This window comes from Streptomyces sp. NPDC039462, from assembly GCF_055639375.1.
The window spans coordinates 212,362-233,705 of record NZ_JBVKAO010000003.1 but is presented as its reverse complement, the minus strand read 5'-3'; the positions used below and the strand labels follow the sequence as shown (position 1 = coordinate 233,705).

Annotated in this window: 18 protein-coding genes and 1 pseudogene; 6 read left to right on the top strand and 13 right to left on the bottom strand. The window is 72.1% G+C overall.

The window, feature by feature from the left end; all coding sequences use genetic code 11:
* Positions 1–88 precede the first annotated feature (88 nt).
* The 10 genes and pseudogenes from ACZ7LU_RS18190 to ACZ7LU_RS18145 all read right to left on the bottom strand — a co-directional run.
* Entirely contained in the window at positions 89–1,159 is a 1,071-nt protein-coding gene (locus ACZ7LU_RS18190) for a threonine aldolase family protein (RefSeq protein ID WP_471917756.1), read from the bottom strand.
* Positions 1,160–1,179: 20 nt separating this feature from the next.
* Complete coding sequence (locus tag ACZ7LU_RS18185) at positions 1,180–1,920, bottom strand: SDR family NAD(P)-dependent oxidoreductase (RefSeq protein ID WP_398308319.1); 741 nt, start codon at positions 1,918–1,920, stop codon at positions 1,180–1,182.
* Positions 1,921–1,946: 26 nt separating this feature from the next.
* Positions 1,947–3,359 (bottom strand): DUF6421 family protein, encoded by a 1,413-nt coding sequence (locus ACZ7LU_RS18180; RefSeq protein WP_471917212.1) that lies wholly within the window; start codon positions 3,357–3,359, stop codon positions 1,947–1,949.
* Between the two features lie 81 nt (positions 3,360–3,440).
* Positions 3,441–4,469 carry an alpha/beta hydrolase gene (locus ACZ7LU_RS18175; protein WP_471917211.1) on the bottom strand — a complete coding sequence of 343 codons (1,029 nt, stop codon included), beginning with the start codon at positions 4,467–4,469 and terminating at the stop codon, positions 3,441–3,443.
* 4 nt (positions 4,470–4,473) lie between these two features.
* Complete coding sequence (locus ACZ7LU_RS18170) at positions 4,474–5,631, bottom strand: LLM class flavin-dependent oxidoreductase (RefSeq protein ID WP_471917210.1); 1,158 nt, start codon at positions 5,629–5,631, stop codon at positions 4,474–4,476.
* Positions 5,632–5,721: 90 nt separating this feature from the next.
* Positions 5,722–6,909 (bottom strand): GDSL-type esterase/lipase family protein, encoded by a 1,188-nt coding sequence (locus tag ACZ7LU_RS18165; protein WP_471917209.1) that lies wholly within the window; start codon positions 6,907–6,909, stop codon positions 5,722–5,724.
* A gap of 37 nt (positions 6,910–6,946) precedes the next feature.
* On the bottom strand, positions 6,947–7,522 hold the full coding sequence (locus ACZ7LU_RS18160) for a TetR/AcrR family transcriptional regulator (protein ID WP_398308329.1): 576 nt from the start codon (positions 7,520–7,522) through the stop codon (positions 6,947–6,949).
* A gap of 98 nt (positions 7,523–7,620) precedes the next feature.
* Positions 7,621–8,517 (bottom strand): GNAT family N-acetyltransferase, encoded by an 897-nt coding sequence (locus ACZ7LU_RS18155; protein ID WP_468090285.1) that lies wholly within the window; start codon positions 8,515–8,517, stop codon positions 7,621–7,623.
* 55 nt (positions 8,518–8,572) lie between these two features.
* Positions 8,573–9,175, bottom strand: a complete 603-nt coding sequence (locus ACZ7LU_RS18150) for a DAK2 domain-containing protein (protein WP_471917755.1) — start codon at positions 9,173–9,175, stop codon at positions 8,573–8,575.
* A 138-nt stretch (positions 9,176–9,313) separates the two neighbouring features.
* Positions 9,314–10,288, bottom strand: a pseudogene (locus ACZ7LU_RS18145) (dihydroxyacetone kinase subunit DhaK); the annotation flags it as partial.
* A gap of 313 nt (positions 10,289–10,601) precedes the next feature.
* Between ACZ7LU_RS18145 and ACZ7LU_RS18140 the strand changes: the two are divergent.
* Entirely contained in the window at positions 10,602–11,399 is a 798-nt protein-coding gene (locus tag ACZ7LU_RS18140; protein ID WP_471917208.1) for a helix-turn-helix domain-containing protein, read from the top strand.
* Here ACZ7LU_RS18140 and ACZ7LU_RS18135 read toward each other — a convergent pair.
* The 3 genes from ACZ7LU_RS18135 to ACZ7LU_RS18125 all read right to left on the bottom strand — a co-directional run bounded on the left by ACZ7LU_RS18135 (position 11,386) and on the right by ACZ7LU_RS18125 (position 13,861).
* Positions 11,386–11,850 (bottom strand): hypothetical protein, encoded by a 465-nt coding sequence (locus tag ACZ7LU_RS18135; protein WP_471917207.1) that lies wholly within the window; start codon positions 11,848–11,850, stop codon positions 11,386–11,388. The two genes, ACZ7LU_RS18140 and ACZ7LU_RS18135, sit on opposite strands and share 14 nt — an antisense overlap.
* A gap of 59 nt (positions 11,851–11,909) precedes the next feature.
* Positions 11,910–12,905, bottom strand: coding sequence for an alpha/beta fold hydrolase (locus ACZ7LU_RS18130; RefSeq protein WP_471917206.1), 996 nt, complete (start codon positions 12,903–12,905; stop codon positions 11,910–11,912).
* Between the two features lie 161 nt (positions 12,906–13,066).
* A complete protein-coding gene (locus tag ACZ7LU_RS18125; RefSeq protein ID WP_398308478.1) occupies positions 13,067–13,861 on the bottom strand; it encodes an SDR family NAD(P)-dependent oxidoreductase in 795 nt (264 codons plus the stop codon).
* Positions 13,862–14,089: 228 nt separating this feature from the next.
* On the opposite strand from ACZ7LU_RS18125, the gene ACZ7LU_RS18120 reads away from it, so the two are divergent.
* The 5 genes from ACZ7LU_RS18120 (at position 14,090) to ACZ7LU_RS18100 (ending at position 21,316) form a co-directional block, all read left to right on the top strand.
* Complete coding sequence (locus ACZ7LU_RS18120) at positions 14,090–15,574, top strand: amidohydrolase family protein (protein WP_471917205.1); 1,485 nt, start codon at positions 14,090–14,092, stop codon at positions 15,572–15,574.
* Between the two features lie 172 nt (positions 15,575–15,746).
* A complete protein-coding gene (locus ACZ7LU_RS18115; RefSeq protein WP_471917204.1) occupies positions 15,747–17,264 on the top strand; it encodes a nucleobase:cation symporter-2 family protein in 1,518 nt (505 codons plus the stop codon).
* Positions 17,265–17,278: 14 nt separating this feature from the next.
* Entirely contained in the window at positions 17,279–17,998 is a 720-nt protein-coding gene (locus tag ACZ7LU_RS18110) for a GntR family transcriptional regulator (RefSeq protein ID WP_471917203.1), read from the top strand.
* A gap of 44 nt (positions 17,999–18,042) precedes the next feature.
* On the top strand, positions 18,043–20,310 hold the full coding sequence (locus tag ACZ7LU_RS18105; protein ID WP_471917202.1) for a molybdopterin cofactor-binding domain-containing protein: 2,268 nt from the start codon (positions 18,043–18,045) through the stop codon (positions 20,308–20,310).
* Positions 20,311–20,386: 76 nt separating this feature from the next.
* Complete coding sequence (locus tag ACZ7LU_RS18100) at positions 20,387–21,316, top strand: amidohydrolase family protein (RefSeq protein ID WP_468309469.1); 930 nt, start codon at positions 20,387–20,389, stop codon at positions 21,314–21,316.
* Positions 21,317–21,344: the final 28 nt, after the last annotated feature.

Below are 21,344 nucleotides of genomic sequence, written 5' to 3'. Positions count from 1 at the left end.
GGAGCATAGGAATACGGCCGCCCGTACGTCAATGACTTTACGGTCGACCGTATATCTATGCAGCTTTATGCAGTGGGAGAGGCAGCCGTCAGCGGGCCATCTCCTCCTTGAGCGCCGCCAGGAACCCGTCCACGTCTTCCTGACGGGTGTCGAACGCGCACATCCAGCGGACGTCGCCCGCCGCCTCGTCCCAGAAGTAGAAGCGGTACTTCTTCTGGAGGCGCTCGCTCACGTCGTGCGGCAGGCGGGCGAAGACGGCGTTGGCCTGCACGGGGTAGAGGATCTCCACGCCGGGCACGGAGCGGACGCCCTCGGCGAGGCGCTGTGCCATCTCGTTGGCGTGCCGGGCGTTGCGCAGCCACAGGTCCTTGGCGAGCAGGGCCTCCAGCTGCACCGACACGAAGCGCATCTTCGAGGCGAGCTGCATCGACATCTTGCGCAGGTGCTTCATGTGGCGCACGGCGTCCTGGTTGATGACCACGACGGCCTCGCCGAACAGCGCGCCGTTCTTGGTGCCGCCGAGCGACAGGATGTCGACGCCGACCGCGTTCGTGAACGTCCGCATCGGGACGTCGAGCGAGGCGGCGGCGTTGGCTATCCGGGAGCCGTCGAGGTGCACCTTCATGCCGAGCCGGTGCGCGTGGTCGCAGATCGCGCGGATCTCCTCGGGCGTGTAGAGCGTGCCCAGTTCGGTGTTCTGCGCGATCGAGACGACCTGCGGCATCGCGCGGTGCTCGTCGTCCCAGCCGAACGCCTGCTTGTCGATCAGCTCGGGGGTGAGCTTGCCGTCCGGCGTCGGCACGGTGAGCAGCTTGAGGCCTGCCATGCGCTCGGGGGCGCCGCCCTCGTCCACGTTGATGTGCGCGGACTCGGCGCAGATCACCGCGCCCCAGCGGTCGGCGAGCGCCTGGAGCGCGACGACGTTGGCGCCCGTGCCGTTGAAGACGGGGAAGGCCTCGGCGGTCGGTCCGAAGTGGCCGCGGATCACCTGCTGGAGACTGGCCGTGTAGTCGTCCTCGCCGTACGCGATCTGGTGACCGCCGTTGGCGAGGGCGAGGGCGGCCATGACCTCCGGGTGCGCGCCCGCGTAGTTGTCGCTGGCGAAGCCGCGGACGTCCGGGTCGTGGTGGCGCCGGGCGTCCGTCCTCGGCGGGTTCACGGCTTCTCGGGCGGCAGCGGTCACGGCTTCTCGGTCAGCCACAGGCGGTTTCCGTTCACTTCCTTGGCAGGCTTCTCCCAGACGCCGGCGATGGCCTCGGCCAGCTCCTTGACGTCCGTGAAGCCCGCGAACTTCGCGTCGGGCTTGGCCTCGCGCATCGCGTCGTGCACCAACGCCTTGACCACCAGGATGGCAGCCGCCGCGCGCGGTCCTTCGTCGCCCCCCGCCTTGCGGAAGGCGTCGGCGAGGGCGAGCGTCCAGGCCTCGGCCGCCGCCTTGGAGGCGGCGTACGCCGCGTTGCCCGCGGTCGGCTTCGACGCGCCCGCCGCGCTGATCAGCAGGTAGCGGCCGCGGTCGCTGCGCCGCAGGCCCTCCTCGAAGGCGAGGGAGGTGTGCTGCACGGTGCGGATCAGGAGGTTTTCCAGGTGGTCCCAGTCCTCGAGCTTGGTCTCGGCGAAGCTCTTGCTGCCGCGCCAGCCGCCGACGAGATGCACCAGGCCGTCGATCCGGCCGAACTCCTTCTCCGTGCGCGTCGCCCACTCGCGGGCGGCGCTCAGATCGAGGAGGTCGACCGTGTCGCCGACGACGGTCGCCCCGCCGTGCGCGTACCGCGCGGCGTCCACGGCCTCGGCGAGGCGGGCGGGATCGGCGTCGGAGGCCACGACCGTGGCACCGGCCTCCGCGAGCCTCAGCAGGGTGGCGCGTCCCGCGGGTCCGGCGGCTCCGGCCACCGCGACCACGGCTCCATCGAGTGCGGACATCTTCCTCGCCTCCTCCTGGCGGCCGCTCACGCGGCGGCCTTCTCGGCGCCCGTGGAAGCGGTGATCCCCTTGGTGGAGGCGATCACGTGCTTCAGCTTCTTGGAGAGCGCCTCATAGAACATGCTGAGCGGAAACTCGTCGGGAAGCACCTCGTCGACGAGTTTGCGCGGCGGCAGCGACGTGTCAAGGGCGTCCGGGCCCTTGGCCCAGCGCGAGCCGGGGTGCGGGGCGAGGTACGTGGACACCAGGTCGTACGCGGCGAACCAGTGGACCAGCTTGGGGCGGTCGATGCCCGCGCGGTAGAGGTCCTCGATCTCGCCGCAGAGCTGGTTGGTGACCTCCGGCGCGCGCTGCCAGTCGATCCTGAGCTGGTTGTCGGTCCAGCGGACCACGTCGTGCTTGTGGAGGTAGGCGAAGAGGAGCTGGCCGCCGAGCCCGTCGTAGTTCTTCACGCGGTCGCCGGTGACCGGGAAGCGGAACATCCGGTCGAAGAGGACGGCGTACTGCACGTCGCGTGCCTGCGGGACGCCCTCGGCCTCCAGCTTCACGGCCTCCTTGAAGGCGGTGAGGTCGCAGCGCAGCTCCTCGAGGCCGTACATCCAGAACGGCTGGCGCTGCTTGATCATGAAGGGGTCGAACGGCAGGTCGCCGTGGCTGTGGGTGCGGTCGTGGACCATGTCCCACAGGACGAACGCCTGCTGACAGCGGTCCTGGTCGCCGACCATCGCGCGGATGTCGTCGGGCAGTTCGAGCCCGAGGAGGTCCACGGCGGCCTCGGTGACGCGGCGGAAGCGGGCCGCCTCGCGGTCGCAGAAGATGCCGCCCCAGGAGAAGCGCTCGGGGGCCTCGCGCACGGCGATGGTCTCGGGGAAGAGGACGGCGGAGTTGGTGTCGTACCCGGCGGTGAAGTCCTCGAAGGTGATGCCGCAGAACAGCGGGTTGTCGTAGCGCGTGCGCTCGAGCTCGGCCAGCCAGTCGGGCCAGACCATGCGCAGCACGACCGCTTCGAGGTTGCGGTCGGGGTTGCCGTTCTGCGTGTACATCGGGAAGACGACCAGGTGCTGGAGGCCGTCCCTGCGGTTCGCCGCGGGCTGGAAGGCGAGCAGCGAGTCGAGGAAGTCCGGCACGGCGAAGCCGCCCTCGGACCAGCGGCGCAGGTCCGCGACGAGCGCGCGGTGGTACGCGGCGTCGTGCGGCAGGAGCGGGGAGAGCTCCTCGACCGCGGAGATCACGCGGTCCACGGCGAGCTCGGCGATGCTCTTCGCCGGGGCGCCGGCCGCCTCGAAGTCGATGGAGCCGTCGGCCGACTGCCAGGGCCGGATCTCCTCCACGGCACCCTTGAGCACCGGCCACGCCGGGTGGTCCACCACCCGCTCACCGGGCTCGGCGGCGGAAAGAACCGCGCCCTCCGTGCCCGACTGCACAAGAATTTCCGTCATGCCCCATCCTCCCCGGGAGAACCTCGCGTCAGGACACCGTATGCATGCGAGGTTCTCCGGGACAAGGGGGGTCTCCGTAAATTATCCTGCGCCACCCCCATCGATACCGCTGTTTTTCCTGCCGCTCGCCGCTGACTCAATCGCTTCTGCCGCTTCCTGCAGTGCCTTCGCCGCGTCGGGGAGTACGTCGGGGAAGCCGAGGAAGCCGTGGAACATGTGGGGGTAGTGGGCCGGGGTGACCTTCACTCCGGCTGCCCTCAGGCGCTCGGCGTACGCCAGCCCCTCGTCGCGCAGCGGGTCGCAGCCGGCCGTGAGGAGGTGCGCGGGCGGCAGCCCGGTGAGGTCGGCGGCCCGCAGCGGTGAGGCGAGGGGGTGCGTGCCGTCGCCGTCGGGCCCGAGGTACTGCTCCCAGAACCAGCGCATGTGCGCGGCGGTCAGGAAGTATCCGTCCGCGTTCTCCCGGTAGGAGACGGTGTCCTGGGCGGCGTCCAGGACGGGATAGAGCAGGACCTGCAGCGCGACCGCGGGTCCGCCCGCGTCCCTCGCCCTGAGGGTCACGGCGGCCGCGAGCCCGCCTCCGCTGCTGTCCCCCGCGGTGACGAGGGCGTCCGGGTCACCGCCGAGGGCGGCGCTCTCACCGGCGGCCCAGCGCAGCGCCGCGTACGCGTCGTCGACGGCGGCCGGGAACCGGTGTTCGGGGGCGAGGCGGTAGCCGACGGAGACGACGACGGCACCGGAACGGGCGGCCAGACCGCGGACCGTGGCGTCGTGGGAGTCGAGGCCGCAGAGGGTGTAGCCGCCGCCGTGGAAGAAGACGACGGTGGGGCGGGGGTGCGGGTGTTGATGTGCGTCCGGGTGCGGGAGGTAGACGCGGACGGGGATGTCGGGTGCGCCCGGCGGGCCCGGGATCGTCCTGTCCGTGACCGCTCCGACGGCGGGCGGCGTCTTTGCCGAGGCGGGCGAGGCGGGCGCGGCAGCCAGGATCCGCCGGGCCTCGACGGCGTCGGTGACGGTGCCGCTGAGGTCGGGGAAGGCTGCGGTCAGGGCGTCCACGAGGGGGCGGGCGAGGGGGTCGAGGCGGTCCGGGGGCCCTGCGGGCTCGGGCGGCATCAGGTCAGGTCAGGGCCGTGCCGGCCGCCGCCGCTTCCCGTTCCCGGGCGCGGAAGTGCGGGATGACCTTCTCGCCCCACTGCCGCAAGGTTTCCAGGCAGGCTTCCTGCGGGACGGTGCCCATCTGGACGAGGCACATGATCTCGTCGGCCCCGGCGTCGCGGAGCCGCTCCACGTAGGCGATGGCGTCGTCGGCGGTGCCGTACGCATGGTCGGCGTTGAACGTGGCGGTCGAGGTGGGCCGCACCGGAATGTTCTGCTCGTGCAGGCGTGCCACGACCTGCTCGGCGGCCTTGCGCATCTCGGCGGCCTCGTCGCTGCCCTCGACCACCGCCTCGTCGGGCAGGCCGGCGCCGCCGTACCAGTGCCCGATGGACTGCGCGAAGAACCGCTGGCCGCGGATGCCAATGCGCCGTGCCGCCTCCCGGTCGTCGAGCACGATCGTCGGACAGAGCACGGAGAAGTGGTCGTTGACGACGCTCGACACGAGGCGGGCGTCGGTGCGGGCCGCGACGGCGGCGTCGTACGCCTGCCGCATCCCGGCGATCGACTCGGGCCCCGCGAAGCCCATCACCAGGGCGCCGATGCCGAGTTCGGCCGCCTGCGTCAGCGTCTCGGTCCTGCTGCACGCGAGGAAGAGCGGCGGGTGCGGGGTCTGCTTCGGGCGCGGCAGGATGGGGTGCGGGGCGATGTCGAGGAGCTCGCCGTGGTGCTCCAACTCCTCCTTCTCCCACGCTTTCCCGATGATCCGCAGCGCTTCCTCGACCTCTTGGGCCGTGCGCTCCCTGTCCACTCCGCAGAGCGACGTCTCCTGCTCCGTGCCGCCCCGCCCGGCGCCCAGGTCGAGCCGTCCTCCTGAGAGCAGGTCCAGCATGGCGGCGCGCTCGGCGACCCTTGCCGGGTGGTTGAAGTTGAACGGCATGCAGACGACGCCGTGGCCGATCCGGATGGTGCTGGTGCGTGCGGCGACCCAGGTCAGGAAGATTTCCGGCGCGCTCATGTGCGCGTACCACTTGAGGGAGTGGTGCTCGACCGCCCAGACGCGGTCGAACCCCATCTCCTCCGCGAGCACGGCCTGTTCGACGCTGTCATGGATGACCTGATGCTCGCGCTCGACGGTCGGATCGGCGAGCTGCGCCTCGAAGATGACGGAGAACTTCACGTGCCCTCCAGGGAGTTGTGCCGTTACGGCATGGCCCTTGGTGTTTCGATTAGTCATATGACTAGCCGTCAGGTCGTGAAGTGGCAAGGGCTATGGCGCGGTGTCCGCGAAGGGGGCGCCCTGGGCGAAGGCGCGGGTCGCGAAGCGTTCGCCTATGCGGCGGTGGGTGGCGGCGTCCGGGTGGAGGTCGTCGGGGAGGGGGAGCTCCTCGGCGTCGTCGGGGCCGTACAGGTCGCGGCCGTCGAGGTAGTGGAGGTGCGGGTCTTCGGCGGAGCGCTGCTTCACGATGCGGGCCAGCTCGTCGCGGATGACGTTGAGGGTGAGCTTGCCGGTCGCGCGTTCCGCGGGGTCGCCCATGGCCTTGAAGCGGAGCCGCCCTTCACCGAATTCGCTGTAGTCGGGCGCGCTGGGTCCGGGGGTGTCCTCGTGGATGGGGCACAGGATCGGCGAGACGACCAGCAGGGGCGCCTCCGGGTGCCCCTCGCGGATGGTGTCGAGGAAGCCGTGCACCGCGGGGGCGAACGCGCGCAGCCGCATCACGTCGGCGTTGACCACATTGATGCCGATCTTGACGCTGATCAGGTCGGCGGGGGTGTCCCGCAGGGTTCGCGCGGTGAACGGGTCGAGCAGGGCGCTGCCGGCCAGACCGAGGTTGATCAGCTCCACACCGCCGAGCGACGCGGCGAGCGCGGGCCACGTGGTGGTGGGGCTCGCGGCGTCGGAACCGTGGCTGATCGAACTGCCGTGGTGCAGCCACACCTTGCGGCCCGGGTCGCGTGCGGGCTCGACGGGGGCGTCGGTGCGCAGGGCGATGAGCTCGGTGGTCTCGTTGTGCGGCAACCAGATCTCGACGTCCTTCATGCCGTCGGGCAAGTCGGCGAAGCGCAGGGTGCCGGGCTCCCCGGCGGTGCGCTCGGCGGTTCCCGCGGTCATGTCGATGGTCAGGACGTGGCCGCCTGTCACGGTCGCGCTGCCGGCCGGTCGGCCGTCGACGAGCAGATCGTAGATGCCGTCGGGGCGGGGCGGCGCGCCGACGTAGGACCGCTTCGTGGGCAGCGTGTCGAGCTCGATTTCGGTGGCGTGGGTGCGGAACGCCAGGCGTACGCCGGAGGGCTGGGACTCGGCCATGGCGAGCTGACCGTCGGTGTTCTGGGCGCGGGCCCAGGCGGGGAGCCGGTGCGGCAGTACGCCGTGCTCGGTCTGTTCCACGTCGAGCGCGCCGCGCAGCAGCTCGGCGGTGATGGGCGTGGTGGTCCAGTGGTGGTGTTCGGTATGCATTGCCTCAACCTGTTGATCAAGCGTGTGGACGGGGTGGCTAGGCGGACGGCGCGGGCCAGTTGCGCAACAGTGCGTCAAGGGCGTCAATGACGCGCGTCCATGTCTCCTGCGAATCGGGCGCGCTGTGGCTGAACCCGCCCGCGAGCTCCAGGCTCACGTAGCCGTGGAAGACGCTGCCGAGGAGGCGGACCGCGTGCGTCTGGTCGGGTTCCGTCAGGTCGTACCCGCGCAGGATGGCCCGCGTCATCTCCGCGTGCCGGCCACCGGCGCTGGCGGCGGCCGCCTCGGGGGTGAGCCGCAGCTGGGCGGCGGCGTAGCGGCCGGGGTGCTCCCGGGCGTAGTCGCGGTAGACGTTCGCCAGGGCGGCCAGCGCGTCCTTGCCCGCCCGGCCTGCCAGCGCGTCGGCACCCCGGTCGGCGAGCTCGGCCAGGGCGAGCAGGGCGATCCCGGTCTTGAGGTCCTGGGAGTTCTTGACGTGCGAGTACAGGCTCGCGACCTTGACGTCGAAGCGGCGGGCGAGCGCCGAGACGGTCACCTGGTCGAAGCCGACCTCGTCGGCCAGCTCGGCCCCTGCCCGGACCAGACGTTCCGTGGTCAGCCCCACGCGCACCATGACGTTCCCCTCTCTCGGCATAAGCGATTATGCATTTGCCTAAACCCTTTAGGCAAATGGCCTCGTCGATTAGGGGCTGCGTCGGCCTTACCGAACGGCTAGGTGCCCGTGATCCGCTTCTCGAACCAGTGGTGGGCGTACGGCTCGTCGTTGAACGCCGGGACCTCCTGGAAGCCGCAGGAGTGGTACAGGCCGATCGCCGCGTCCAGCGCCTTGTTGGTGTCGAGTCGCAGGACGTCGCGGCCGTGGCGGGCGGCCAGCGCCTCCAGTTCGGTGAGGAAGCGCCGCCCCAGGCCGAGCCCGCGCGCCTCGGGCGCGACCCACATCCGTTTGATCTCGGCCGGGGCGTCGGCCGGCAGCTTGAGGCCGGCGCAGCCGACGGGCTCGCCGTGCGCCCTGGCGACCAGGAACAGGCCGTGCGGCGGCCGCAGCCCGCCCGCGTCGGGCAGCAGGCTCTGCGCGGGGTCGAAGCCGGTGTCGAAGCGCTCCTGCAGCTCGGTGAAGTAGGACCGCAGGCAGTACTGGGCGTCCGGATGGTCGGGGTCGACGGCGTCCAGGGTGACCGTTCCCGCGGTGAGCAGCCGGTCGACCTCGGCCATGGCGGCGACCAGCCGGGCGCGCTGCGCGGTGTTGAGCGGCCGCAGGAGGGAGTCCGCGAGTTCGTCGCTGCGCTCGTCGAGCAGGGCGCGCTCGGCGCGGCCCGCGTCGGTCAGCCGGACCGTGCGGACCCTGCGGTCGCCGGGGTGCGGCTCCACCGACACCAGACCGTCGGCCTCCAGGGCGCGCAACAGGCGGCTGACGTAGCCGGAGTCGAGGCCGAGGCGCTCGCGCAGCCGGCGTACGTCCTGCCCCTGGTCCCCCACCTCCCAGAGCAGGCGGGCCTCGCCGATGGGGCGGTCGCGGCCCAGATAGTTGTCGTGGAGCACGCCCACGCGCTGGGTGACGGCGCGATTGAACCGCCGTACCTGATCGATCTCGGTCTGCTCGGCATCCATTCTCTGACCTTAGTCAGAGAATGGATGCCGAGGCGAGCGAAATGGCTCCTCCGGATCAGGGCACCGTGATGTGGCCCGGGGCGGGCAGGCGCGGCGCGGTGGCGGGTTCGTGGATGTCCGCGAGGGCCATGAAGAGCAGGGCGACGGCCAGGGCGCCGGGGTCCGGCACGCCGAGGGCGTGGTCGCCCACGTAGCTGGCGCGGCCGCGCCGGGGGCGCAGGGACGCGGTGGCCAGGGCGCCGCGGATGGCGGCCTGGGCGGCCTCGGTGAGCGGAGCGTCCGCTTCGGTGGTGTTCCGTGCCGCAGCCAGGGATTCGGCGGCGGGTGCGAGCGCGTCGACCAGCGTGCAGTCGCCGGGCACCGCGCCGCCCACCCGGTGGATGGCGGCGTGGCCAGCCTCGGCGGCCTCCGCGAGCGCGGAGACCGACGGCGCCCCGCCGTCCGCCGGCGACGCGGCGGCCAGGTGCTGGAAGAGGAGCCCGAACAGGGGCCCGCTGGTGCCCCCGACGTCGTTGAGGAAGGCATCGGCCAGCGCTGCCGTGCCGTCCACGCCGGTCTCGTCGGCCAGCTTCACCGCACGGCGTACGCCGCCCGCGAGGTTGTCGCCGAAGTCGCCGTCGCCGACGAGCTGGTCGAGCTTGGTGAGGTTGTCGCGCACCTGCGTGACGGTGAGGGCGTAGCGGTCGAGCAGGGCACGGTCGCCGCCCTTGCCCTGCGCGGGAGCCGGGGAGCTCGCGGGCGTCCGCACCGGCGACGCGGGCTCGCCCGGGGCGAGCGAAGGGCGCGGCAGGACGAGCGGGGTCCGGGTGGGAGCGGTCCACAGGTCGGCCCACCCGTCCTCGAGCCGCGTGACGGTGAGCGAGAAGCCGGCCATGTCCAGGGCCGCGGTGAAGGTGCCGGGGACGACGAGGACCGGCCGCAGGCCGCGGGCGGTGAGTTCGTCGCTCAGCAGCACGGCGATGGCGTTGAGCTCCAGCTCGGTGGTGGCGCCGAGGCCGTTGACGAGGGCGAGCACCTCGTCGGGGCCGTCGGGCAGCGCGTCGAGGAGGTCGTCCGTCATGCGCCGGACGAGGTCGCCGATCGCGGGCCGGGCGATGGTGCGGGTGCCGCGCTCGCCGTGGATGCCCACTCCGTAGTCGAGGGTTCCCTGCTCCAGCGCGAACGCGGGGCTCACCGTGGTGGGCGACGTCTGGGCGCGGGCCGCGACGGCGATGCTGCGGGACCGGGCCACGATCCGGCGGCCCAGATCGGCGAGCTCCTCCAGCGTCGCGCCCCGGTCGGCCGCCGCGCCCAGGAGCTTCTCGACGACGACCGTGGCGGCGGTGCCCCGGCGGCCGGTCGCGCTGTCCGCGCTGTCGGTGGCCAGGTCGTCGTCGACCAGCACGGTGGCGACGGGGATCCCGTCGTGGCGCAGGCGCTCCGCCGCGATCTGGAAGTTGATGACGTCGCCGGTGTAGTTCTTGACGATGTGCAGGACGCCGTCGCTCTTGGCGGCCGCCGCGCTCGCCTCGTAGATCTGCCGGTTGTGCGGGGAGGCGAAGATCTCGCCGGGACAGACGGCGTCCAGGCCGCCCCGCCCCAGGAGCCCGGTGTGCAGCGGCTCGTGCCCGGAGCCTCCGCCGGAGACCAGAGCGACCGTGCGGGCCGGGTCGGCGTCGCGCGCCCGCAGATAGAGCGGGCTGCTGTTCACCTCGATCAACCCGGAATGCACGAGGGCCAGCCCGCGGGCGGCGGTCAGCACGGCGTCGTTCTCCGGCAGGAAGTGGCTCATCGGGCTCTCCGTAGGTGTGCGGTGGTGCGGGGCGTACGCGAGCGGCCGGGGTGCGTACGACGGGCGTGGGACGTACAACGTACGACTGCTGCTGCCACCCGGCACTGCAGAGTTCCGGCCACGCCGGGCGGCGTGGCGCTCACCATGGCTGTCAGCCCCGCCCCAAGGTCGGCACTCAGGGATACCGGCACTCTGGGGTTCCGGTCGCCGGGCCCTTGTGCGAGGCTGACACCGTGCACCGGCACGGGCGGCGATCCGTGGCGGGCGCGCGGACTCTTCGTACGACAGCCCCATCTTTGCGAGGTCTTTACAGTTGCTGGACGCGCGACGCGAGGATCTCGGACGGATGCTGCGCGCCTGGCGGATGGCGCGGGACCCCGTGCTGCTGCCCGGCCCCGTGCCCTTCCGCGGCCACCGGAGATACCTCACCCAGCTCGACATGGCCCTGCTCCTCGGGGTCTCCGAACGCTGGTACCGCGCCTTGGAGCGCGGCGAGGACCGCAAGTACGCGCCCGAGATGATCGCCGGTGTCGCGCGCATCCTGGACCTCTCGCCCCGGCAGGCGACGGCTCTGTATCGCGGCACCGGCCACCAGCCGCCGCGTCGGCGAGCCGAGGGCGCGCGGCCGGACGCCGCGCTCCTCGATCTGATGCACCAGCAGCGGCGGGTGAGCTGGATCTGTGACCAGGCCTGGGACGTGGTCGCCGCCAACGCCGTGGCGGCGCGCCACTGCCCCTGGCTGGCCCGCGCCGATGCCAACGCCATGACGTGGGCGTTCTCTCCGGAGGCGCGGTATCAGCTGCGCGACTGGGACACGAAGTGGGCCGCCCCGCTGCTCGGGCGGCTGCGCCTCGACTGGCAGCGTTGGCCGGACAACGAGTGCCTGGACGAGGTGGTGCGGACCGTACGGCGCGAGCCGGGCGTCGCCGAGCTGTGGGAGCGCACGGCCGACGTCCGGGGTCCTGCGGACGACGCGGCACTTCCCATGTACTTCCCGCTGGTGGCGCCCGACCCGGTCGACGTGCGCGTCGCGGCCTACGGCCGGTTCGGCGACACGTCGCTGCGCTGGCTGGTCCTCACCCCGGTGGACCCGGCCGTCACGTTTCCCTGAATTCCGTGTGCGGGCTACGCCGCGCCCGGCGGCGGGCCCGCGACACCAGCAGCACGATGCCGAGGACCGCCCCCGCCCCGGCGTAGCCGACGACCATGTCCTGCTGGGCGGGAGACTCGCTGATGTGGGCGACGCCCTGCGCCGACACCCAGACGCGGTCGCCGGTGATGCTGCTCGTCCCCTCCCCCTCCTCGTCCCACTCGCCGTCCTCCGGGACTCCTCGGACGGCGCCGCGCACCGTGTGGCCCTGGGGGTCCTGCCACGCGAAGTGGTCCAGCTCGTTCCCTTCGGTGACCGTCGCCCAGTACCCGGAGAGGTAGGTGTCGGTGGCGACGAGCGCGTGGCGCAGCGGTACGGCGAAGGCCACCAGGACGGCCGCCCACACCACCACCGCGAGCACCCTGCGGATTCCGCTCCGGCTCCCCCGCCGCGTACGCCGACCACCGCTCACACCGTGTCTCCCGCCCCGTGTCCACCCGCAGCCCCCGCCGGGGTGTCACGATACGGCCGTCAGCCGGGCAGGCCGGCGAGCCAGTCGACCAGCAGCCGGTTGACCTCCTCGGGGCGTTCCTGCTGGAGCCAGTGGCCGCAGCCGTCGAGGATGTGCGAGGAGCGCAGGCCGGGCAGCGTCTCGGGGAAGGCCGCGATCGCGTCGGCGAGCCAGGTGGTCGAGGCGTCCAGTGCGCCGCCGATGAACAGGGACGGCTGGGTGAGCGGGGCGCCCGCGTAGCCGGGGGTGAGGTCCTCCCAGTCGCGGTCCATGTTCCGGTAGCGGTTGAGCGCGCCGGTCAGGCCGGTCCGCTCGAACTCCCCGGCGTAGACGTCGAGGTCGGGCCCGGTGAGCCAGCCGGGCAGCGGCCCGCCGGGGAACCGGTCCCGCAGCCGGCCGCCACGGGCCGCGAAGTGCGGGTCCGGCGCGCCGGGACCCGGCATGGTGTCGCCGGAGAACGCGGCGTAGAAGCCCGCGAGCCAGCCCCGGACGTCGGGTTCGATCTCGGCCTCGGCGCGGCCGGGCTCCTGGAAGTACGCGACGTAGAACTCCTCGTCACCGCCCATCCCCGCGAACACGTCGCTGGGGCGCGGGCCGCCCGGCGGCGTGTAGGGGACGCTCAGCAGGCCGACCGCGCGGAAGACGTCCGGCCTGACGAGCGCGGCGTGCGCGGCGACGGTCGCGCCCCAGTCGTGCCCGACGACCACCGCGGTCTCCTCGCCGAGCGCGCGCACCACGGAGACGCTGTCCTCGACGAGGTCGAGCATCCGGTACGCGGAGATCTCCGCGGGCCTCGACGAGCGGCCGTAGCCGCGCACGTCGACGGCGACCGCGCGGTACCCGGCCGCGGCGAGGGCCGGCAGCTGGTGGCGCCAGGAGTACCAGGACTCGGGGAAGCCGTGCACCAGCAGGACGAGGGGACCCGTGCCCTGTTCCACCAGGTGGATCCGGCCTGCCGGCGAGGGGACCAGCCGGTGGGCGCGGTCGGTGGCGGTCGGTGGCTGGGTCAGGGTCATGAATCCTCCTGGCGGCGTGGGCCCTTTGGGGGCTCCGGCGGCGGCTCCGGCCACGATCATGCGGGGCGGGCCGACCGCGGGACGAGGTTCGTTGCCGTTCCGGCAAATTTCCGGCACGGCGGTACGAGCTGCGGTACGGGCCCGAGCCACCTCCCCAGCGACTACGGAACAATCGAGTCCACGTAGCCGCCGTCGACCCGCACCGCGCCGCCCGTCGTCGCCGACGCCAGCGGTGAGCTGAGGTAGACGACCATGTGCGCGATCTCCTCCGGCTCGATGAGCCGCTGGATCAGCGACTGGGGGCGGTGCTCTGTCATGAACTTCCGCTGCGCCTCGTCCCAGGGCAGGGCCCGGTCCACCAGTTCGTAGACGAAGTCCTCGACGCCGCCCGTGTGCGTCGGCCCCGCGATCACGGAGTTGACGGTGACGCCCGAACCCGCCGCCTCCTTCGCGAAGCCCCGGGAGACCGCGAGCAGCGCGGTCTTCGACGTGCCGTAGTGGATCATCTCCGCGGGCGTGACGAGCGCCGAGTCGCTGGCGATGTTCTGGATCCGCCCCCAGGAACGGTCCTTCATCCCCGGCAGGTAGTGGCGGATCATCCGCACCGCCGTCAGGACGTTGACCTCGAAGTAGCGGCGCCATTCGGCGTCGGTGATGTCGAGGGCGGGCTCGGCGCCGAAGATCCCGAGGTTGTTGACGAGGATGTCGGTGTGCGGCACCGCTTCGAAGACCTGCCGGGCGCCGTCGTCGGTGGAGATGTCACCCGGCGCGGGGATGAACTCGGCGCCGCCGCACTCCCCCTTCAGCCGGTCGACGGCGGCGTCGACCGAACCGCGGGAGCGGCCGTTGACCGCGACGCGGGCGCCGGCGCGGGCCAGGCCCACGGCGATCGCGGCGCCGATGCCCTGGGTGGAGCCGGTGACGAGCGCGGTCTTGCCGGAGAGATCGACGAGCACGGTGCGTACCTCCTGGAACGGTTGCCGGACGGGGCGCTGCACCCCGATGTCCACTCCCCCGCCCCAGTCATACGTCAAGTCCGTTCCCTGCGCCGGGGGTTGACACGCCCGGTGGCCGGAATACGTTACATGCAATATGGAACATGCCGTCGAACAACCGGGGGCTCTGTGCCACACACCAGTGATCAACGTCCGCGCCCGTGCGATCTCCTGCTGTCACACGGCCATGTGGTCACCGTCGACGACCGCCGGGCGGTGTACGAACCGGGGTCGGTCGCCGTCACGGGTGGCCGTATCGCGGCCGTGGGGCCCGCCGCCGAGGTCGACGCGGCCTGGCGGGCGGAACGGACCGTGGACTGCCGGGGCCGGGCCGTGCTGCCGGGCTTCACCGACGGGCACACCCATCTGTTCCAGTCCCTCGCCCGCGGCCTGGGCGAGGGACTGCCCATCTGGCCGTGGCTGTGCGAGTTCATGTGGCCGTACTCCATCGCCCTGGGCCCGGACGACGCGCGGGTCGCGGCGACGCTCGGCGCGGTGGAGGCGCTGCGCTCGGGCATCACGACGGTCGTCGACAATCATTACGCGCCCACGGACGCCGAGACGGTCCTCGCCGTGGCCGACGCGGTCGAGTCGGCGGGCCTGCGGGGTGCGGTCGCCCGCGGCATGCTGGGCGACCGAACGGCCGTGGCGGCGGCGCGGCGCCTGCCCGAGGAATTGTTCCGCCACTCCACCGCCGAGGAACTGGAGCTCACCCGCGAGTGCCTGACGAGGCGTCCGGCCGGGTCGAGGGTGAGCGTGTGGCCCGCTCCGCTGAACCTCAGCTATGTGGACCAGAAGCTGGTCACCGGCTCGGTGGCGCTGGCCGAGGAGTTCAACACGCGCTGGCACACGCACTGTTGCGAGGGCGCGAAGGATCCGGCGAGCTACCGGGAGGCGTACGGCCTGCGCCCCGTGGAGTGGCTCGAACGGGCGGGGCTGCTCGACGAGCGGGCGACGCTCGCCCACGCCGTGTGGCTGGACGACGACGAGATCTCCTGGCTGGGTGCGCGCGGGGCGGGGGTCGCCCACAATCCGGCGTCCAACGCGTACCTCGCCTCGGGGGTCATGCGGCTGCGGGCTCTGCGGGAGGCGGGGGCCGTGGTGTCGCTCGGCACGGACGGGCCCGCCGCGGGGCACCGGCAGGACATGTTCGAGGTGATGAAGCAGGCCCTGTTCGGCCGGCGCCAGCACACCTCGGACCCGGCGGCACTGCGGGCCGAGGAAGCCCTGGAGCTGGCGACGCGCGAGGGCGGCAGGTACGCGGCGGTCGGCGCGGGGCCGATGGGCGTCGGCTCGGGGCCGATGCAGGTCGGCTCGGGGCCGATGGGCGTCGGCTCGGGGCCCGCGCACCTCAGCGCCGGGTCCACGCACGCCGGCGCCGGGTCCACGCACGCCGGCGCGGGGTCGCTGTGCGTCGGTGCGCCTGCGGATCTCGTCGTGGTCGGTCTCGACCGGCCGCATCTGCGTCCGCTGCACCGCGTCGTGGCGACGCTCGTCTACGCGGCGCGCGGCGCGGACGTCGACATGACCATCGTCGACGGGCGGGTCGTCTTCGAGGACGGCCGCTGCCCGCTGGTCGACGAGGAAGCGCTGCTCGCCGAGGCCCAGGAGCGCGCCGACCACTTGGTGGAGCGGGCGTCCTTCGGCGGCCTGCGAACCCCTTGGCTGCACTGAACTGCACTGAGCTGAGCTGAGCTGCACTGAGCTGCACTGAGCTGCGCTGAAGAGCCACTCCGTACGTCAGTCGACGCGTCTCCGGCTGCCCGTCCGCGGCCTCGTACGTGCGCCACAAGTCACGCCCCGTCGGGACGTCGGCTCACGCCCCATGGGCGGAGGGAGAACGCACATGCCGCACCGGAATCGAGCCCGAAACCGGGACCGTAACCGCGAAGCGCACCGGAAAGAGGTCCAGGCCCCGGCCGAAGGGGCCAAAGAGGCTCCGGACCCCGTCGAGGCCGTACCGTCCGTCTGGCGGCTCGGCGTCTACGGCCTGCAGCACGTCCTCGCCTTCTACGCCGGGGCCGTGGTCATGCCCCTGCTCGTCGCCGAGGGCATCGGCCTGTCGGGCGACGACATCGGCCTGCTCGTCAACGCCTCGCTCCTGACCTGCGGCATCGCCACCCTCCTGCAGTCCGTGGGGCTGCCGGGGATCGGCATCCGGCTGCCGGTCGTCCAGGGCACGTCGACGACCGCCGTCCCGTCGCTCGTCTCCGTGGGCCTCGCGGCGGGCGGTGCGCAGGCGGGGCTGCCGACGGTGTTCGGCGCGGTGATCGCCGCCGGGCTGGCGCTGTTCCTGATCGCGCCCGTCTTCAGCAGGCTGGTGCGGTTCTTCCCGCCGCTGGTCACCGGCACCATCGTCACGATCGTGGGCATCACCCTGCTCGCGGTGGCCGCGCGGCAGGTCGGCGGCGGCGATCCGTCGGCCCGTTCCTTCGGTTCGCCCTCGCACCTGGGCCTTGCCGCGGTCACGTTGGCCGCGATCCTGCTCTTCAACAAGCTCTCGCGGGGGTTCCTCGCCACCGTCGCCGTCCTCGCGGGACTCGTCATCGGTACGGTGGTCGCCGCGCTCGCGGGCCGTACGGACTTCTCCGGGATCGGGGACTCCGCCTGGCTGGGGGTGGCGGCGCCCCTGCACTACGGCGCGCCACGGCTCGACGCGGTCGCCGTGCTCTCCGTCTTCCTCGTGATGGTCATCATCGCGGTGGAGTCCATCGGACAGTTCTTCGCCGTCGGGCGGATCGTGGGCCGGGAGGTGTCGGGCCGGCACGTCACGCGCGCCCTGCGGGCCGACGGCCTGGCCACGGCAGCGGCCGGCGCCCTCAACTCCTTTCCCAGCACGGTCTATTCGCAGAACATCGGGCTGATCCAGCTCACCCGGGTGAAGTCGCGCTGGATCGTCGCGGCGAGCGGCGTGATCATGATGCTGCTCGGTCTGGTGCCGAAGGTGGGGGCCGTGGTGGCGTCGATGCCGACGTCCGTGCTCGGCGGGGCGACGATCGTGCTGTTCTCGACGATCGCGGTGGTCGGCGTGCAGATACTCGGCCAGGCGGACCTGACGGACCAGCGCAACACCATCCTCGTCGCGGCCAGTGTCGGCGTCGGTTTCCTGCCGACCGCGTTCCCGCAGTTCGCCGAGCAGATGCCGGGGCGCCAGCTGCATGCGCTCTTCGAGAGCGGCATCATCCTCGGCACCCTCACGGCGGTGCTGCTCAACCTCTTCTTCCACCATCTGAGGCTGCCGGGCCAGAAGAAGCCGCCGGGGCGGGAGGAGAGAGACGCGCGCTCCATTGACCGGTCGGAACATTACATGCAACATGAAGAACAGGTGGCCGGGTCCGGTACACCGGCCAAGGAGACGCCGTGACAAGGGAGTTGGGGATGTCCACGCAGAGGGCGGTGAATCCGGTGGCGGCGGGGAGCCTGCTGGCGGAGCGGGCGTACGAGGAGCTGAAGAGCGCCGTGCTCGCGGGCCGGCTGCGCCCCGGCGACGCCCTGTCGGTGCCCGCGCTTGCCGTGCAGATGGGCATCAGCCGCAGCCCCGTCCGCGAGGCCGTGCAGCGCCTCATCCACGACGGTCTCGCCACGCACGCCGCCCACCGGGGCGCCGTCGTCTCCACGGTCGACATCGAGGACGTGCGTCAACTCTACGTCGTGCGTGAGGTGATGGAGGGCCTGGCGGCGCGGCTGGCGACGGAGCGTCTCGACGCCGCCACGGTCGACGAGCTGCGCCGGCTCCTGGAGCGCCACGAGGCCGTCGTCGCCTCGGAGTTCGACGAGCAGGCGCACATCGAGATGGACATGGCGTACCACCGGCTGATCCGCGAGGCGGCGGGCAACGACCATCTGACCACCGCCCTCGACACCATCCAGGGCAAGGCACATCTGGCCCTCCACTCGCTGTGGCGCAGCCCGCAGGCGCCGCGGCTCGCGGTCGACGAGCACCGGCGCATCTTCGAGGCGATGACGGCGGGCGACCCGGACGCCGCCGAGCAGGCCGCCCGGGACCACATCAGGCGCCTGCGGACCCGCCTGTCCCAGGCCGTGACGGCGGACCCGGCGCAGGACACGGACCGCAGGGCGGTACGCCCCATCGCGTAGCCGCGCGGCCCATCAGCCGTACCAGGGAAGGGATGTGACTGCCCGTGGACACCGCCACCGGTGTGCGTCGCGGAGTCGGCGAGAGCGTCCGGCGCCCCGACGGCAGGCTGAAGGTCCGTGGCGACTTCGCCTACGCGTCCGACCTGCGCTGGGACGGCATGGTGTGGGGCGCGACCCTGCGCAGCCCGCACCCCCACGCCCGCATCCTGCGTCTGGACGCCACCCGGGCGAGGCGGCTGCCGGGCGTGGTGGCGGTGCTCACCCACGAGGACGTGCCGGGGCGGCGGCTGTACGGGATGAAGGTCGCCGACCAGCCGGTGCTCGCCGTGGACCGCGTGCGCTATCACGGCGAGCCGGTCGCCCTGGTGGCCGCCGACCATCCGGAGACGGCCCGCAGGGCGCTGCGCCTCATCGAGGTGGAGTACGCGGAGCTGCCCGCGCTCACCGACCCCCGGCAGGCGCTCGACGGCACGGGTCCGCCGGTGCACCAGCGGCGGGTGGACGGCGGGCAGGGCAACGTCGTACGCCACGTCCGCATCCGGCACGGGGACCTGTCCGCCGCGCGGGCGTCGGCGGACGTGGTGGTCTCGGGAACGTACGAGGTCGGAATGCAGGACCAGGCGTTCCTCGGCCCGGAGGCGGGGCTCGCGATACCGGGCGAGGACGGCGGCGTGGACGTGTACGTGTCCACGCAGTGGCTCCATGACGACCGGCACCAGGTGTGCGCGGCGCTCGGTCTGCCGCCCGAGAAGGTGCGGCTCACGCTGTCCGGCGTGGGCGGCGCCTTCGGTGGGCGCGAGGACGTGTCGGTGCAGATCCACGCGGCGCTCCTCGCGCTGCACACGGGCCGCCCGGTGAAGATGAGCTACCACCGCGAGGAGTCCTTCTTCGGTCACGTGCACCGTCATCCGGCGCGGATGTGGTTCGAGCACGGTGCCACGCGCGAGGGCAGGCTCGTGTTCGTCAGGGCGCGGCTGCTCTTCGACGGCGGGGCGTACACCTCCACGTCGCAGGTCGTCATCGCGAACGGCTCGTACTTCGCGGCGGGCGCCTACGACGTGCCGCACGTCGAGATCGACGGCTACTCCGTCTTCACCAACAACCCTCCCTGCGGGGCGATGCGGGGCTTCGGGGCCGTCCAGTCGTGCTACGGCGTGGAGTCCAACCTCGACAAGCTGGCGCGTGAACTGGGCATGCATCCGGTCGAGTTACGCGTACGCAACGCCATGAGGACCGGGACCGCACTGCCGACCGGGCAGGCGGTGGACGGTCCCGCGCCCGCCGCGGAACTCCTCGAAAGGCTCCGCGCCCGCCCCCTCCCGGCCGCCGCCGATGGCCCCTTCGGGCTCCCCGGCGGCCTCAACAACACCTCGCACGGCGAGGGCGTCAGGCGTGGTGTCGGATACGCGTTCGGGGTCAAGGCGATCGGCTTCTCCGGTGGCGTCGACGACCGCTCGGTGGCCCGCGTGCGGCTCTCCCTCGTGAACGGCGAACCCGTCGCCGAGGTCCACACGGCGGCGGCCGAGTGCGGGCAGGGCATCGTCACCGTCCAGGCGCAGATCGTCCGCACCGAGCTCGGCGTGGACCGGGTGGTGGTCCTCCCCGCGGACACCCGGGTCGGCGACGCGGGCTCGGCGTCCGCGTCGCGGATGACCTGGATGAGCGGGGGCGCGGTCCAGGGCGCGTGCGGGGAGCTGCGGGAACGGCTCGCCGGTCTCGGCGACCGTCCACTCCCGGAGCTCCTCGCCGAGGCCGGTCCGCTGGAAGCGGAGTACGAGTTCGCGCACCGCCGCACGTACCCCGTCGACCCCGAGCGCGGGCAGGGTGACGCGCACATCGCCTTCGCGTTCGCGGCGCACCGGGCGGTCGTCGACGTGGACACCGACCTCGGCCTGGTGAAGGTGGTGGAGCTGGCCACCGCGCAGGATGTCGGCAAAGCGATGAATCCCCTGGCGGTGGAGGGGCAGATCGAGGGTGGCAGCGCGCAGGGCCTCGGCCTCGCCCTCATGGAGGAGCTGCGGGTCTCCGACGGGCGGGTGCGCAATCCGTCCTTCACCGACTATCTGATCCCCACCATCGCGGACATGCCGCCCGTCCCCATCGATCTGCTCGAACTCCCGCACCCGGACGCGCCGTACGGCCTGAACGGCGTGGGCGAGCCGCCGACCCTGTCGTCGACACCGGCGATCGTCAACGCGCTGCGCGACGCGACGGGCCTGGCTCTGCCCAGGGTGCCGGTGCGCCCCGAGGACATCATCGGGCCCGAGCACGCCCACGCTTCCGAGCGCTCCCCCGACACGGAAGGGAGGTGAGGCGGGCCCTCCCCTGGGTCCCCGAACGGTCCACCACAGACACACGGTCGGCACCAGCCGGGAAGGAACGAGCACCTTGATCATCGACACCCACATGCACCCCACGAACATCGTGGACCAGGCGTGGCGGCACGACGGTTCCCCGTTCACGGGCGAGCGCACCATCGAGATGATGGACGGCCCGTACATGATCAACGGCAAGCCCCGCCGGATCGACTACGGCTGCATCATGCCGCCGCCCGGCAACAGCGTCTGGCAGGACGGGATGCGTACCGGCCGCGAAGGCATCCGTGACTACATGGCGTACATCACGGAACTGGTCCAGCGGTACCCGGACCGGTTCATCGGGAACTTCATGTACAACCCGCGCTTCGGTCCGGAGAACGGCGCGAAGGAGCTGGAGTTCCACGTCAAGGAGTACGGCTACAAGATGGTGAAGCTGCATGCCAACATGCATGCGTACCGTCCCGACCGGGCCCTGGACTGGCTCCGCCCCGTCCTGCGGGTCTGCGACGAGCTGGGGCTCGTCGTCCTGATCCACACCGGGGACGGGCCCTACTCCATTCCGACCCAGTTCTACCCGATCATCCGGGAGTTCAAGGACGTCAACTTCATCCTGGCGCACTTCGGGGTGCAGACGGGCGGGGTGTACTGCTTCGAGGCGCTGTACATGATCCTCGACTCGCCCAACGTGTACGGGGAGTCGGGCTGGCTGCTCCAGTCGCGGATCGTGGAGTTCGCCCAGCAGATGGAGCGCCACCAGCTGGTGTTCGGCACGGACTCGCCCCCGAACGAACCGGGCATGTGGGCGCGGGAGTTGGAGGTGCTGTGCGGTCCGCCGCCGCAGGGCATGCACCTGTCCGAGGAGGACCTGGAGGGCTACCTCGGGAACAACATGGCCAAGCTGCTCGGCCTGAAGCCCACTCCCCCGCCGCGCGACCAGGCGGAGGCGCAGCTGCGGCTGAAGGACACGTACGCCTCGCCGGCCACGGTGTCGGGGCCGTAACCGCACCCCCAGGGCCGCCCTCGGAACA

What these genes read in the sequence shown, in the direction of transcription:
- ACZ7LU_RS18185 (WP_398308319.1), bottom strand. Translation starts at nt 1,920, where the DNA reads ATGTCCGCACTCGATGGAGCCGTGGTCGCGGTGGCCGGAGCCGCCGGA.
- ACZ7LU_RS18180 (WP_471917212.1), bottom strand. Translation starts at nt 3,359, where the DNA reads ATGACGGAAATTCTTGTGCAGTCGGGCACGGAGGGCGCGGTTCTTTCC.
- ACZ7LU_RS18175 (WP_471917211.1), bottom strand. Translation starts at nt 4,469, where the DNA reads ATGCCGCCCGAGCCCGCAGGGCCCCCGGACCGCCTCGACCCCCTCGCC.
- ACZ7LU_RS18165 (WP_471917209.1), bottom strand. Translation starts at nt 6,909, where the DNA reads ATGCATACCGAACACCACCACTGGACCACCACGCCCATCACCGCCGAG.
- ACZ7LU_RS18160 (WP_398308329.1), bottom strand. Translation starts at nt 7,522, where the DNA reads ATGGTGCGCGTGGGGCTGACCACGGAACGTCTGGTCCGGGCAGGGGCC.
- ACZ7LU_RS18155 (WP_468090285.1), bottom strand. Translation starts at nt 8,517, where the DNA reads ATGGATGCCGAGCAGACCGAGATCGATCAGGTACGGCGGTTCAATCGC.
- ACZ7LU_RS18130 (WP_471917206.1), bottom strand. Translation starts at nt 12,905, where the DNA reads ATGACCCTGACCCAGCCACCGACCGCCACCGACCGCGCCCACCGGCTG.
- ACZ7LU_RS18115 (WP_471917204.1), top strand. Translation starts at nt 15,747, where the DNA reads ATGCCGCACCGGAATCGAGCCCGAAACCGGGACCGTAACCGCGAAGCG.
- ACZ7LU_RS18110 (WP_471917203.1), top strand. Translation starts at nt 17,279, where the DNA reads ATGTCCACGCAGAGGGCGGTGAATCCGGTGGCGGCGGGGAGCCTGCTG.